Raw genomic sequence first — 14,068 nt, 5'->3', positions numbered from 1 at the left:
GCGCCCTCGGTGCATCCTGCCCAAAACCCGGAGGATGATATGCCCTTTTTCACCACCAGCGACGGCACAAAACTGGCCTATTCGGACGAGGGGCGCGGCATCCCGGTTCTGTGTCTGGCCGGGCTGACGCGGAACATGGCCGATTTCGATTATGTCGCCCCGCATCTGCCCGATTGCCGCCTGATCCGCATGGATTATCGCGGGCGCGGGCAGTCGGACTGGACCGGCGCCGCGACCTATACCATCCCGCAGGAAGGCCGTGACGCATTGGAATTGCTGGATCATCTGGGGCTGGACCGGGTGGCCGTGCTGGGGACCTCGCGCGGCGGGCTGGTCGGTATGTGGCTGGCGCAGGCGGCGCATGACCGGCTGTCGGGGCTGTGCCTGAACGATATCGGGCCGGTGATTGACCGCGCGGGGCTGGACCGGATTTTTCATTACATCGGGCGCAATCCGACGCTGCCATCCTATCAGGCCGTTGCCGATCTGATGCCCGAACTGGTGCAAGGATTCAGCGATGTGCCGCCCGGACGCTGGCTGACCGACGCGCATCGCCATTTTCACGCCACCCCGCAGGGGCTGGCCAACAATTACGACCCGGCGCTGCGGGATAGCTTTGTCGACGCGTTTAAGTTGATCGACCAGGACGGCTGGGCGCTGTGGCGGGCGACCGGCGATCTGCCGGTGGCCGTGATCCGAGGCGTAAATTCCGATCTGCTGAGCGCGGACACCGTCGATCAGATGCACCAGATCCGCCCTGACCTGATCGTGGCAGCGGTGCCGGGACGGGCGCATATCCCCTGGCTGGACGAAGCCGAATCGCTGGCCGCGATCCGCGCATGGCTGGACGCTGTGGCGCGGCTCTGACGCGGCATCACCGCGCCACGGCATTCGGCCAGCCATTGCCGCGCAGCCGGTTCAGCGCCGCAATCAGCGCCTGACGATCCGCGAATGGCCCCGCCATGACGACGCGCGCGGGCGCATCGCCGCCGGGCGTCCGCCCCTGGGCCACGGGATAGCCCAGCGATGACAGGCTGCGGATGACCACCTGCGCGTTGCCCGCGTCCTGATACACCCCCACCTGAACATAGCGTGCGGATGCGGGGATCATCTCGGGCCCCGGCTGCGCGGTTGGGGCGGCGGCAACACGCACGGGGCGCGGCGGCTGGGCGGCGGGTTTCGCGCGGGGCGGCGCGGGTTTGGCGGCCACAACCGGCGCGGGTTTGGGCGTCTCTGCCCCCTGCCCCGCCACCGTCCGAGGCTGCGGCAAAGGCGCGCGCATCCCCGGGCACAGCCCCTGCGTCACATCGCCCGTCAGCAACGGCTGCGCCCCCGGTTCGACCCGATAGCCCAGCCGCGCGCACACATCGGACCCCGGCACCGGCGCCGACAACGCCTGTTCAACCGCACGCTGCGCCACGGCCATTTGCGCCAATTGCTGTTGCGCGTTCAGGGTGCCGTCGGGGCGCGGGCCGTCCGCGATCTCGGCCGGGGCGCGGGGGTCGGCCTGCCATTCGCCCTGACGCAGACCCGCCGACAACTGTTCCATCACCGCATCTTGCGGCGACATGGTCGCGACCGGAGCGTCAACAAAACTGGGCGGAAATCCACAGACCGGCGCGCCGCTGCGATCGCGCCGCGCGGTCCAGCCGTCGCCGTCGCGCAGCATCACACAGCCCGCAGCGTCAATATACTGCGCCCCCGCGAAATCATCGGGCGGAGCGGCCCAAACCGCCGCCATCATCGCCCATAACCCCGCCAAGATTCCGAAAAACCGCATCCGCACCATCCGATTCGCACCCTTTCCCCCGTCATAGGGGCAAAAGCTGAACCGCCGGTTAACGCGCGCCTATTTTGTGCCGAACATCCGGTCGCCCGCATCGCCCAGACCGGGGACGATATAGCCGTGATCGTTCAGTTTTTCGTCCAATGCGGCGGTGAAAATCGGCACATCCGCGTGCGCCTGTTGCATCCGTTCCACGCCTTCGGGGGCGGCCAAGAGGCACAGGAAACGCAGGTTTTTCGCGCCCTGTTTTTTCAGCAAATCAACCGCCGCGACGGCTGAATTGCCGGTCGCCAGCATCGGATCCACAACAATCGTCATCCGCGCATCCAGTTCGCGCGGGACTTTGCAATAATATTCAACGGGTTGCAGGGTGTCCGGGTCGCGATACATCCCGACAAAGCCCACACGCGCACTGGGGATCAGTTCCAGAATACCGTCCAAGAGCCCGTTCCCGGCGCGCAGAATGGAAATCAGGGCCAGCTTTTTGCCCTCTAACGTCGGGGCGTCCATGGTGCAGATCGGGGTTTCGATCCGGGTCGTGGTCAGTTCCAGTTCGCGCGTCACCTCATACGCCAAAAGCAGGCTGATTTCGCGCAAAAGGCGGCGAAAACCGGCCGTAGACACGTCTTTTTGCCGCATAATGGTCAGTTTGTGCTGAACCAAAGGATGGTGAACAACGGTCAGGGTCATGCGAGTTCCTTTCGTAACCGGTCGCGGGTGGCGGGGTCGCAGAATGCGGCCTCGGCAGCCCATTGGTTGATCTGCCGAAATTCGGCGTCACCCCAGCCGAACACATCCGCCAGCCGGTCATATTCCTGCGTCATCGTGGTGTGGAAAAAGGGCGGGTCGTCGGTCGATACGGTCACGCGCACGCCCGCATCGGCCAGCCGCGCGATCGGGTGATTGGCCCAGTCAGCGACCGCGCGCAGGGCGATGTTGGAACCGGGGCAGACCTCTAACACGGTGCCTCGGTCCGCCAATTCGCGCATCAATGCGGGGTCATCCGCCGCGCCGATGCCGTGGCCGATGCGGGTGCAGCCTAACTCTAATGCCTGCCGCACGCTGTCTGGGCCGCACCATTCGCCCGCGTGGCAGGTCAGACCCAGACCGGCTTCGCGCGCGCAGTCGAACGACCATGCGAAATCGGTGGCAAGCCCCACGCGTTCATCCCCGCCCATGCCGAATCCGGTGATCCAATCGCCTGCGGTTTCTGCCGCGCAGATGGCCGATGCGCGCGCCCGGTCGGGGCCAAAGTGGCGAATGGCCGTGACGATCCCCCGGCTGTCGATGCCCTGCGCGCGCAAGGCGGCGGCGGTGTCCGTCATCGCGGCCAGATAATCGCGCCACGCGCCCAGATCAGCGCCGCCGCAAAATTCCGGCGACACGAACAATTCCGCGTAAATCACCCCATGTTCGGCGCAATGGTCCAGCACGGTTTCCACCAGCCGGGCGTAATCGCGCGGGGTTTGGATGACGGATGTTGCGGCCTCATACACGCGCAGGAAGCCGGGGAAATCGGCATAGCTGTAATGCCCGAGATCATCAAAAATCCCTGACAGATCAACGTGCTTTTCCCGCGCAAGGCCTCGGATAAAGGCGGGCGGGGCCGCGCCCTCCAGATGCAGATGCAGTTCGGCCTTTTTCACAGAAACGACACCCCCCGATGCGTAGAGGGCAAGCCCAGATGCGCCGCAACAGACGCGCCAATATCGGCAAAGCTCACCTGACCAATCGCCCGCGCGCCCACGCCCCAGCCCAGAACCGGCACCCGTTCGCGGGTGTGGTCGGTTCCGGTCCAACTGGGGTCATTGCCGTGATCGGCGGTGAAAATCGCCAGATCGCCGGGGCGCAGCGCCGCCATGAACCGGCCCGCCACGGTGTCGAACCATTCCAGTTGCGCGGCATAGCCCGGAATATCGCGCCGGTGGCCATAGACGGAATCAAACTCCACAAAGTTGGCAAAGGTCAGGCTGCCGGGTTCGGCGTCCTGCGCCAGCCGGATCAGATGGTCGGCCAGATCGGCGTCATTCGCGCCTTTGTGCAGATGAGCGATGCCTCGGTGGCTGAAAATATCGCCAATCTTGCCAATGGCATGGGTGACGCGCCCCGCCTGTTGCGCGATGTCCAGAAGGGTATCGGCGGGCGGCGCAATGGCGAAATCGCGGCGATGCGGCGTGCGGGTGAACGCGCCGGGTTCTCCGACGAACGGGCGCGCAATCACCCGGCCCACGCGCATATCATGCAGCATCGGAGCCAGATCGCGGCACAACGCAATCAGCCGGTCCAGCCCAAAGGCGCCTTCATGCGCGGCGATTTGCAGCACGCTGTCGGCCGAAGTGTAACAAATCGGCCAGCCTGTGCGCAGATGCTCGGCCCCGTATTCGTCAATCACCTGCGTTCCTGACGCGTGGCAATTGGCCAGAATCCCGTCCGTTCCGGCCAATTCGCAAATCCGCGCGGTCACGGTGTCGGGAAAGGCGGGCCGAGTGTCGGGGAAATAATGCCAATCCCACGGCACCGGCACGCCCGCGATTTCCCAATGCCCTGACGGGGTATCCTTGCCGCGCGATATTTCCGTGGCGGCACCCCACAACCCGGTGGGTTCCGCCATCAGCCCCGGCGCTTCACGGCCCGAGGCCAGCCGCACCGCCGCCCCCAGCCCCAAACCCGCCAGATGCGGCATGGTTAACGGGCGCGCAGCGACGATATGGGCCAGCGTGTTCGCGCCGGTATCGGGGCGGCCATCGTTAAAGAACTGATCCGCGTCCGGCGCGCCGCCGATGCCAACGGAATCCATGACGATCAGAAATGCGCGGGTCATTGTGGCCTCAACAGTTGTGCGGTCGCGGATGTTAACCGCCGATATGGTCAAAGACCAGCGGCGCGGGTGTCAAAGGGTCGGGGCTGATCGTGTAACATTGCGTCAACTGCCGCGCCACGTCGCGGGCGCGGTCAGCATCGGCCAGATGCACCTGCCCCACGGCGCGCGCGTCCAGATGATCGCCCACCCGCGCCAGCCCCGACAGGCCGACGCTGTGATCCACAAGGTCCGTCACGCGCAGCCGACCGCCGCCCATCCGCACAACCAATTCGCCAACCGCGCGCGTGTCAATCGCCGCGACCCAGCCCGTCACGGGCGGACCATCCACGGCGGGTGCAATCGTCAACCCCGCATCGGTCAGCACATCCGCAGGCCCGCCCAGCGTGGCGACCATGCGCCCGAACCGATCCGCCGCAGCGCCCGTATCAATCGCCGCGCGGATTTGCGCCGCGCCGTCCGCCGCATCCGCCGCCAGCCCCGCCAGCATCAGCGCCTGCGCCCCCAGTGCCACGGTGACCTGAATCAGAGGGCTGTCGTCGGGGTCACGCAGCAGGGCAATGACCTCGGCCACTTCGATCGCGTTGCCGGCGGTGCGGGCCAGCGGGCTGTTCATATCGGTGAGCAGCGCCGCCGTGCGGCACCCGGCCCCGTTCGCCGTCTGGACCAAAGCGCGCGCCAAATCCTGCGCCTGCGCCCGGTCGGTCATGAACGCACCCGACCCGAATTTCACATCCAGAATCAGCGCGCCCAGCCCCGCCGCCAGTTTCTTGGACAGGATCGACGGCGTAATCAGGTCGATGCTTTCGACCGTCGCCGTCACGTCGCGGATACCATACAGCCGCCGATCCGCAGGCGCGATGTCGCCCGTCGCGCCGACAATTGCACAGCCCGCCCGTGTCAGCGCGCGGTCCAAATCCGGCTTATCAATCAGGGCGTTATAGCCGGGGATCGCCTCCATCTTATCCAGCGTGCCGCCGGTATGGCCCAAACCGCGCCCCGAAATCATCGGGACATAAGCCCCGCAGGCCGCCAATGCGGGCGCAAGGATCAGCGACACGCTGTCGCCCACCCCTCCGGTCGAATGTTTGTCCACAATCGGCCCCGGCATGTCCCAAGACAGCACCGATCCCGAATCCCGCATCGCCTGCGTCAGCGCCACCCGGCCATCCGCGCCGATCCCACGCAGCAGCACCGCCATGGCAAAGGCCCCCGCCTGCGCGTCATCGACCGCGCCATCGGCCAGCCCGCGCGCGAACCACGCGGCGTCGGTTGCGTTCAGCCCGCGCCCGTCGCGAATGGCGGCGATGATGCTGCGCGCGTCGGTCATTCCGCGCGCTCCATATGAGCGGGGTCGAACCGGCCGGGCAGCAATTCGCCAATCGTCGTCGGCGTCGTCGCGCCGTCCACCGTCGCCATCAGCACCGGCGTATCGCCGCGCCCAAATTCAGCCAGTTTCTGACGGCACCCGCCACAAGGCGGCACGGGCGACGGAGCGTCGGCGATCACCGCAACCTCGATCAGCTGGGTTTCACCGGCGGCGACCATGGCGGCAATGGCCCCGGCCTCGGCGCAGGTGCCTTCGGGATAGGCCACGTTTTCGACATTGCAGCCCGCGTAAATCCGGCCTGATGCGCCACGCACCGCCGCACCCACCTTAAACCGGGAATACGGGGCATAAGCGGCTTCGCGCACCTGACGGGCGGCATCCAGTAATGACATGGCACATCCTTTCTGATGTGTCACAGTTTTGCGCGACACGCCCCGACGCGCAAGGCGTCCCTTTGTTTTTTCAGATGGATGGTTTAACCGTGAACCACCGAACCGCAGGGGGACATGATGGAAGAACGCCGACAGGACAACGCCCGCCAAGCCGCACTGGATTACCACGAATTCCCCCGTCCGGGTAAGCTGGAAATCCGCGCCACGAAACCGCTGGCCAATGGCCGCGATCTGGCCCGCGCCTATTCCCCCGGCGTGGCCGAAGCCTGTCTGGAAATCAAGGCCGACCCCGCGACCGCCGCGCGCTATACCAGCCGGGGCAATCTGGTGGCCGTGGTCAGCAACGGCACCGCGGTTCTGGGGCTGGGCAATATCGGTGCCGCCGCGTCCAAACCCGTGATGGAGGGCAAGGCCGTTCTGTTCAAAAAATTCGCCAATATCGACTGTTTCGACATCGAGGTGAACGAACCCGACCCGCACAAGCTGGCCGATATTGTGTGCGCCCTGGAACCCACCTTTGGCGCAATCAATCTGGAAGATATTAAGGCACCCGATTGTTTTATCGTGGAAAAGCTGTGCCGCGAACGAATGAACATTCCGGTGTTCCACGACGATCAGCACGGCACCGCGATTGTGGTTGGCGCGGCGGCGACGAACGCGCTGCATGTCGCGGGCAAGGCGTTTTCCGACGTCAAGGTCGTATCCACCGGCGGCGGCGCGGCGGGGATCGCCTGTTTGGATATGCTGCTGAAGCTGGGCGTCAAACGCGAAAATGTCTGGCTGTGCGACATTCACGGGCTGGTCTATCAGGGCCGCGAACTGGACATGACCCCGCAAAAGGCCGCCTATGCGCAGGCCAGCGATCTGCGGACGCTGAGCGACGTGATCGGCGGCGCGGATTTGTTTCTGGGCCTGTCGGGTCCGGGCGTGCTGACGCCCGAGATGGTGGCGAACATGGCACCGCGCCCGATTGTCTTTGCCCTTGCCAATCCGACGCCGGAAATTCTGCCCGATCTGGTGCGCAGCGTCGCCCCCGATGCGATCATCGCCACGGGCCGCAGCGATTTCCCGAACCAAGTCAACAACGTGCTGTGTTTCCCGTTTATCTTCCGCGGCGCGCTTGACGTTGGGGCCACCACGATCAACGACCAGATGGAACTGGCCTGTATCGAAGGCATCGCCGCCCTCGCCCGCGCGACCACGGCCGCCGAGGCCGCAGCCGCCTATCGCGGCGAAACCCTGACCTTTGGCCCGGAATATCTGATCCCGAAACCCTTTGATCCGCGTCTGGTCGGCGTCGTCAGTTCCGCCGTGGCGCGCGCCGCCATGGAAACCGGCGTGGCCACCCGCCCGATCGCGGATCTCGAAGCGTATAAGCAGCAACTGGACGGCTCGGTCTTTAAATCCGCCATGATCATGCGCCCCGTATTCGAGGCCGCCGCGACCGTCAGCCGCCGCATCGCCTTTGCCGAGGGCGAAGACGAACGCGTCCTGCGCGCCGCCAATGCCATGATCGAGGAAACGACCGATATTCCCATTCTGATCGGTCGCCCTCAGGTCATCGCGGATCGCTGCGAACGCGCGGGCCTGCCCATCCGCCCGGAAAAAGATTTCCAGATCGTGAACCCGGAAAACGACCCGCGTTATCGCGATTACTGGGAAACCTATCACGGTTTGATGGCCCGGCGCGGCGTCACCCCCGACATCGCCCGCGCCATCATGCGCACCAATACGACCGCCATTGCGGGCATCATGGTTCACCGGGGCGAAGCCGACAGCCTGATCTGCGGCACCTTTGGTCAATATTCATGGCATCTGCGCTATGTGCGCGAGATTTTGGCCCGCGACGGGCTGCATCCGGTGGGCGCGCTGTCCATGGTCATCCTTGAAGACGGCCCGCTGTTCATCGCCGACACGCAATGCCACAACGACCCGACGCCCGATCAGGTCGCGGAAACCGTGATCGGCGCCGCGCGCCATGTCCGCCGCTTTGGCCTGACGCCGAAAATCGCGCTGTGCAGTCATTCGCAATTCGGCAATCTGGACAGCTATACGGGCCGCAAAATGCGCGACGCCATGCGTCTCTTGGACGCGGCCGAGGCTGACTTTATGTATGACGGCGAAATGCATGTTGATGCGGCACTGGATGCGGGTTTGCGCGAACGCGTGTTCCCCGGTTCGCGTCTGTCGGGCGCGGCGAATGTGCTGGTGTTCCCCAGCACCGACACCGCATCCGCCGTTCGCAACGTGCTGAAAATGCGCGCCGGCGGGTTAGAGGTCGGGCCGATCCTGATGGGCATGGGCAACAAAGCCCACATCGTCACCCCCGCCATCACCGCCCGCGGCCTGCTGAATATGAGCGTGCTGGCCGGAACCCCCGTCGCGCATTACAGCTGACCGGCGGCGGGCGACCGCGCCCGCCCCAAAAGCCGACTTTTTTATGACGCCCCCCTTGTGCCGCCGGTGATTGGTCCATATACCCACCGGCGGAGATGTGGCCGAGTGGTCGAAGGCGCTCCCCTGCTAAGGGAGTAGGCGGGAAACCGTCTCGAGGGTTCGAATCCCTTCGTCTCCGCCATTTTATTTTCCAAATAACTTCAATGATTTGCAGATCGCGCTGTGATCTTGCACAGCGACTGCCCCATACATCAGGGCAGCTTAACCGCGCAGAGCAAGCATAAAGAAAGCCAAGGCGTTGGGGCTTTGCGTTGTGGCGGCGCAGGTGTCTAAGTGATTCTTAGGGTTAGCCTAAAATGCCGTGCAGAATTAGCCTAAAATGCCGTGCAGAACGGGTGTGTATGCGACCTTGGCTTGCGCACCGTCCTGTCCGCCATCATCAGCCGTATAACAGGGTGCTGGCACCCGGATCACGCCGCGCCTGTTCTGCGTGATCGGATCGCCATTGCCTGCAAACGCCGACACTGCCCCCACGGCTGCCGCGCACCGCCATTGCGCCCACAGCGCCCTGTTTTCAGTTCACCAGATACTTTGCGTTCTTTGCGTGACGCTCGGCCAGTGTAGCGTGACACGGATTTTTGCACAGTTTGACACGGATTTTTGCAGCACGGCGTTTTTTGTGCAAAGCGCGTTTTAACGCCCCTTTTACGCAGCCCTTGATGTAACCGCGCGACCGCTTCGGTCGACCAGTGTCAGCGGCACCCCGTTTCGATTGACCCACGGCGTTTCATCCGCGCTTCCGATCTGGGGCGGGAGGATGGGGATCGGGTTGGTAAATTCGTCCTCGTGATAGTCGGCTGGCTCAGTCCAGCCTTGGCCATACCAGCCATCGGTAAAATCCAGCACATGATTGTGCAGCCGGTTGGCCAGATGGCCGCTGTCGACCATCAGCAGCCGGCCGCCGTCGGGTAAGTCGATCACAATATCACGCCCCTTGATCGCCGCCTGATTGTCAACCACCTGCATTGATGCGCGCAATTCTATGGCCGACTGAAACGCGCCTTTGAATGACAGCGCATCGCCTTTGCTCGGATCAAAGCCATAAAGCTGCACAACTGCGGTCGGATCGACGATGATCCGGTTGTGCCAGCCATAGGGGATCGCGATGACCGCGTGGCCACGATTTTTGACATAGCCGAACTCCTCTAGGGCAGTATCTGGTGGGGCGTCCAAATCGGAGGCATATGTGTAGATGACGGCCTTGCCGCCCTTGGACATCACAACATGCGAACCATGACCAAGACGCACCACGCCGCCGCCTTCGCCGAGGTGGAAGTGGTTGTATTGATAGGTCCGGTTGTTCTGGGCGTGGATGATGGTTTTGCCGTCTCCACCCTCGACCTGAAGCGTATAATCGCCGTCGTAGTCGCGGCAATCATGCAGGGTCGTGCCGGAGCCGCCATAGGATATCATCCAGCCAGCCAGATCTTTTGCCACATAGCGATTGGGGATGTTCATGCGCGCCAGCAGGTGCCAGCCATCCGGTTCGAAATGCGCCGGGTCCATGCTGTTATTGGGCCGAATTGTGTGCGCCTGCCACCCCTTGCGCCCCGATTGCGCGCCGTCAAACCAATGTGGATGGTTCCCAAGCGACCAGTGATGGATGGCGGCCGCGGTTGAAAATCTGCGCTGCAACACCGGCTGATCAGTCCCGAGCGCAATGCGGATCGCTGATGCCTGCGCCCAGTTCACGCCCGGCCACCATGACAGCCCCCATGCCTGCTTTCCCGGCCATCCCGCCACATCCGCCGTCAGCCATTTTGTATGCCGGTGGCGGAAAAAATGCCGGTAAGACTGGCCTTGGCGCGCGGGGTTGTGAACCTCGCCGAACACGTTCATTTCGGTGACGCAGACCGGATCGCGGCCCAGACTGCCCCAGCGGGTGACCAAGGCGCGATCATGCGCGGCCTGCGTCGCGACCTGCGCATCAAAGCCCACATAAAAATGGATCGACCAGATCAGCCGGTCGCCGATGACGTGGCGGAATTCGTCCAGACCACTGCGCCCGGACGGCAGGATCGTGTCATTCAAAATCTGCGCCTGTCCGTTATAGGCCCAAGTTGGTGCCAGGATGAACTTGCCCGGATCATGGCGGTCGATCACCCGAACGATGGCCTCGTTATGATCCAGAAAGCGGCCAACGAAATACTGTTCCCATGTCCCGCCATTGGGGGCGGGACCGCTGCCCCGGAACATTTTCAGGCCATGGTCATAGGCCGCCGGTTCGTTCATCAGCTCATAACCGATGGTCTGGCGCTGCAAAGAGGGTCGGTCGTTAAGCCATTCAAACAGCATTTCCCACGCGGCCACCTGCCGCGCCCCCAGCAGAATGGACGAGGCGTGCCAGTCATCGAAATTCTCGATCAGGATAGGATAGCTGTCCGGCCATTGGGCGTGACGCGATCTCTCTTGCATGATCTGGGTCGGGCCATCGTGAAAATCCCAGCATATCTGCCAGTTCGACCGGGTGGCGGCGCATTCGTCGAAAAACGCCTCCATTGTCGGGTGCATGTGCAATTTGCCGTGCGCATCGCGGGTCCAATAATGCTGGTTGAAGGGCACACGGATAATGCGCAACTTGGGGAACGCGTTGCGCATCCCCCGGCAGAACGGGACCGGGCTGTCATACATACCCCAGAACACCTGCTGCATTTCTCCATGCCACATGTTCTCCAGCACTTCGCCCGCATCAATCCGGGCCTGCTGTTCATCATTGGGCACACCCCAGATTTGCGGGCCGATCATGTGCAGCGGGACAGCGGCTGGCCCCGTATAGGCCATGGATTCGGCGTTCAGGGTGGGGTCGATCATCGCGCATGCCCCAGAACAAGGTCGCGAAACCGCGTGTTCGAAACGGCGCCGCCACTGGTCACAAATGCATAGACCTCGGGGTAGCCATCGGACAGCGCGGCGGCTGGATGGTCAGGGGACAGCTGATGCTCAAGAACGGTCTGCAAACGGACCCCAACCGTCACCATGTCACCCACCCGCTTGATTTCAGGCATGAATGGATAGGACCATGTTTGATTATGTTCAGCCAACAACTGGGCCGCGCCGACCGGTGGGCGGTAAAACAGCCGGACGCCATCCCGGCGGAACAGCGCATAAATGACGGCCCGCGTTTGGGGGTTGAAATTCACGCCCAGTCCGATGCCATCAAGGCCGCCTGAATGCGCGCGGTCATCCAGACTTTCGATGGTCATGCGGGCCATTTGGTTCGTTTTGAAATAATCGCGATAGGCAAAGCGATACATCTGGTTGGTATGGGACGGGCGGGCGACACCAGCCGCGTCACAGGTAAAACCGCGAGCATTGGGCACGTCCAGAATGTTAACCCAATGATCCGGGCGGATCGCGGGGATATTGCCCGGCCCGTTCAGGTTCACCAAAATGTTGGCGGCATCGACGGTTGCGGCTTTGGGCAGGCTTTCCAAACCAGCCCCAACGAAATTACGATAGCGAATATTAACAGGATGCAGGCCCGCGCTCAGCCCGCCGACGATATATGTTCCGGGCTTGCTGTCAGACAGCGCGACCGGCCGCGCTGTTTCGGTCGGCCCGATCAGTCGATCAATGCCGGTCACAGGCGGGGTCTGGTTTTCAACCTCGTGGATGACAATGGCGAGGCTTTGGCCGTCACGGGCGTTATAGACGCTCCATGACGCTGGGTCGGGGGCGTCAGGTTCGCCCGGATAGGGCAGCACAAAACGCACGTCATCCGGTCCCATCATCGCGCTGGGATCGTCCCATGTGACCCACTCAGCCATCGGCCAGACATCGACTGGCGGACGCTCTGGCAGATTCGGCCCGGTCTGCGTCAGCACATACCGGGTATTTTGGCGCAGCGTTTCGGTCGCCGCCATCAGCTGGCCAATCGTCAGACCGGCAGCAACCAGATCGCTCTGCGCAGCTTTGGACAGCTGCAATTCGCGGATATCGCTGCCCCGACCAATTTCGGACCAGCTCGACCAAACCCCATCCACACACCGTCGTTCGAATGTCTGGGACGGGGCGCGCCATGTCTGAACGATCCCCGAGGCGCTCGCCTCGACGGTGACGTCAAATGTCAGTGGCTGCGGCAAGCCGGCAGGCGCATTCCCGATCCGCAGATCAGACCCGCTGTAATATGATGGGGTGGCGATCCAGTTGTTTGCGTTCAGGTCGCGCGCGGGGCTGTCGGACGAGACGGTTATACTTTGGGGCGTCAGCTCTTTCAGCGCGGCGTCGAAAACATCCCTCGTCACGTCGCCACCCACAACACGCAGCACGTTGCCGGCGCGAGATAAAACATAATCGCGACCGGCTTCAAACCCCTGCGCCGGCCACGTCGCACCGGCCCCACCGCGGATGTTAAAGGAAGTGGACCCGATGGTCATTTTTGGGTTGGCGGCCGTGTTGGCTGCGGCGGCCCGAAACGTGATATGTGCATTGGCTGGCAGCGACGTGATGCCTGCCGTCAAAAAACTAGTTGCCAAATCGGCGGTGATCAGATCGCCGGTCCCGCCGATATTGGTCAAAGGGATTTGAGTTTCACGCAGCGCATTGATGGCCAGGGCGTCATCATATTGTCGTGCCGTCTTTTCTGCCGCAATCTCGTTTTCCCGCGCCGTCTTTTCTGCCGCAATCTCGTTTTTTCGCGCCTGTGTCTCTGTCTCAATGGCGCTTTTCCGGGCTTTCACCTCTGCGGCAATCGCACTTTTACGCTCGGCCGTCTCTTTGGCCATATCGTTTGTCCGTGCCTCTGCCTCCGCGGCAACGTCCAGTCGCAGCACTACACCCCAATGTGGCGATACGGATGACAGCGGATCATTCTGCGTCCAGTTGCGACGACGAAAGACCAGCGCGGTGCCTTCGCGGTTCACAATATGAAACAGCGAAGATGGCAAATCGGCACTGGCCGCAACCGCTGCGTCACGCGATACAAAAAACGGCGTTGCGCGCCAGTCAATCGCGTCGAGCGCCGCTTTGCGGGCAGCCGTTTCGGCTTCGAGCAGCGCCAGCTCGACGGCACCGGTTGGCAGATCACCAACGCGGCTCCATGCCCCGCCACCGGAAGCACCGGTTTTTTTATAGACGCCGTTGCGGGACGCGGTGCTGTCACCCCGAACGTAACCGACGGACTCGGCGGGCCAATTCAGGTCGGCATAAAGCTGCGCGCGGGCTTCATAGGTCGGCCCCATCTGTGCAGACACCTGCGCCGCCAGACGCGTGACCGGGATGCGGACGGTGTCCCCGCCAGAATTGCCGATGACATCATCGGCGATAACCGCCTGTGGCAGGTTGGG

Annotated in this window: 10 protein-coding genes and 1 tRNA gene; 3 read left to right on the top strand and 8 right to left on the bottom strand. The window is 63.2% G+C overall.

Features of this window, described 5'->3' with window-relative positions; all coding sequences use genetic code 11:
• Positions 1–39 precede the first annotated feature (39 nt).
• Positions 40–867 (top strand): alpha/beta fold hydrolase, encoded by an 828-nt coding sequence (locus Q4G20_RS09005; RefSeq protein WP_303343109.1) that lies wholly within the window; start codon positions 40–42, stop codon positions 865–867.
• A gap of 7 nt (positions 868–874) precedes the next feature.
• Here the strand turns inward: Q4G20_RS09005 and Q4G20_RS09000 are convergent, their stop codons facing one another.
• The 6 genes from Q4G20_RS09000 to Q4G20_RS08975 form a co-directional block, all read right to left on the bottom strand.
• Positions 875–1,780: an SPOR domain-containing protein gene (locus Q4G20_RS09000; RefSeq protein WP_303343108.1), complete on the bottom strand. Its 906-nt coding sequence runs from the start codon at positions 1,778–1,780 to the stop codon at positions 875–877.
• Between the two features lie 69 nt (positions 1,781–1,849).
• A complete protein-coding gene (gene upp / locus Q4G20_RS08995) occupies positions 1,850–2,476 on the bottom strand; it encodes a uracil phosphoribosyltransferase (RefSeq protein ID WP_303343107.1) in 627 nt (208 codons plus the stop codon).
• Positions 2,473–3,432 carry an adenosine deaminase gene (locus Q4G20_RS08990; RefSeq protein WP_303343106.1) on the bottom strand — a complete coding sequence of 320 codons (960 nt, stop codon included), beginning with the start codon at positions 3,430–3,432 and terminating at the stop codon, positions 2,473–2,475. Before Q4G20_RS08990 ends, upp begins: the two co-directional genes overlap by 4 nt.
• A complete protein-coding gene (locus Q4G20_RS08985; RefSeq protein ID WP_303343105.1) occupies positions 3,429–4,607 on the bottom strand; it encodes a phosphopentomutase in 1,179 nt (392 codons plus the stop codon). Before Q4G20_RS08985 ends, Q4G20_RS08990 begins: the two co-directional genes overlap by 4 nt.
• Before the next feature lie 31 nt (positions 4,608–4,638).
• Positions 4,639–5,934: a thymidine phosphorylase gene (locus Q4G20_RS08980; protein WP_303343104.1), complete on the bottom strand. Its 1,296-nt coding sequence runs from the start codon at positions 5,932–5,934 to the stop codon at positions 4,639–4,641.
• Positions 5,931–6,494 (bottom strand): cytidine deaminase, encoded by a 564-nt coding sequence (locus tag Q4G20_RS08975; RefSeq protein WP_303343103.1) that lies wholly within the window; start codon positions 6,492–6,494, stop codon positions 5,931–5,933. The genes Q4G20_RS08980 and Q4G20_RS08975 overlap by 4 nt, the downstream gene beginning before the upstream one ends.
• Between Q4G20_RS08975 and Q4G20_RS08970 the strand changes: the two genes are divergently transcribed.
• Together Q4G20_RS08970 and Q4G20_RS08965 are read left to right on the top strand one after the other, a co-directional pair.
• Positions 6,444–8,723, top strand: coding sequence for an NADP-dependent malic enzyme (locus Q4G20_RS08970; RefSeq protein ID WP_303343249.1), 2,280 nt, complete (start codon positions 6,444–6,446; stop codon positions 8,721–8,723). The genes Q4G20_RS08975 and Q4G20_RS08970 overlap by 51 nt on opposite strands.
• Positions 8,724–8,814: 91 nt before the next feature.
• Positions 8,815–8,904, top strand: a tRNA-Ser gene (locus tag Q4G20_RS08965).
• 524 nt (positions 8,905–9,428) lie between these two features.
• Here the strand turns inward: Q4G20_RS08965 and Q4G20_RS08960 are convergent.
• Together Q4G20_RS08960 and Q4G20_RS08955 are read right to left on the bottom strand one after the other, a co-directional pair.
• Entirely contained in the window at positions 9,429–11,594 is a 2,166-nt protein-coding gene (locus Q4G20_RS08960) for a cellulase family glycosylhydrolase (protein WP_303343102.1), read from the bottom strand.
• Positions 11,591–13,963 (bottom strand): hypothetical protein, encoded by a 2,373-nt coding sequence (locus tag Q4G20_RS08955; protein WP_303343101.1) that lies wholly within the window; start codon positions 13,961–13,963, stop codon positions 11,591–11,593. Before Q4G20_RS08955 ends, Q4G20_RS08960 begins: the two co-directional genes overlap by 4 nt.
• Between the last annotated feature and the right edge of the window lie 105 nt (positions 13,964–14,068).

Source organism: Paracoccus sp. (in: a-proteobacteria), from assembly GCF_030538495.1.
In the GTDB taxonomy this organism is placed as follows: domain Bacteria; phylum Pseudomonadota; class Alphaproteobacteria; order Rhodobacterales; family Rhodobacteraceae; genus Paracoccus.
The sequence above is the reverse complement of the archived record's forward strand: the minus strand, read 5'-3'. Positions and strand labels throughout refer to the sequence as shown.

What these genes read in the sequence shown, in the direction of transcription:
- Q4G20_RS09005 (WP_303343109.1), top strand. Translation starts at nt 40, where the DNA reads ATGCCCTTTTTCACCACCAGCGACGGCACAAAACTGGCCTATTCGGAC.
- Q4G20_RS09000 (WP_303343108.1), bottom strand. Translation starts at nt 1,780, where the DNA reads ATGCGGTTTTTCGGAATCTTGGCGGGGTTATGGGCGATGATGGCGGCG.
- upp (WP_303343107.1), bottom strand. Translation starts at nt 2,476, where the DNA reads ATGACCCTGACCGTTGTTCACCATCCTTTGGTTCAGCACAAACTGACC.
- Q4G20_RS08985 (WP_303343105.1), bottom strand. Translation starts at nt 4,607, where the DNA reads ATGACCCGCGCATTTCTGATCGTCATGGATTCCGTTGGCATCGGCGGC.
- Q4G20_RS08980 (WP_303343104.1), bottom strand. Translation starts at nt 5,934, where the DNA reads ATGACCGACGCGCGCAGCATCATCGCCGCCATTCGCGACGGGCGCGGG.
- Q4G20_RS08970 (WP_303343249.1), top strand. Translation starts at nt 6,444, where the DNA reads ATGGAAGAACGCCGACAGGACAACGCCCGCCAAGCCGCACTGGATTAC.
- Q4G20_RS08960 (WP_303343102.1), bottom strand. Translation starts at nt 11,594, where the DNA reads ATGATCGACCCCACCCTGAACGCCGAATCCATGGCCTATACGGGGCCA.
- Q4G20_RS08955 (WP_303343101.1), bottom strand. Translation starts at nt 13,963, where the DNA reads ATGGGGCCGACCTATGAAGCCCGCGCGCAGCTTTATGCCGACCTGAAT.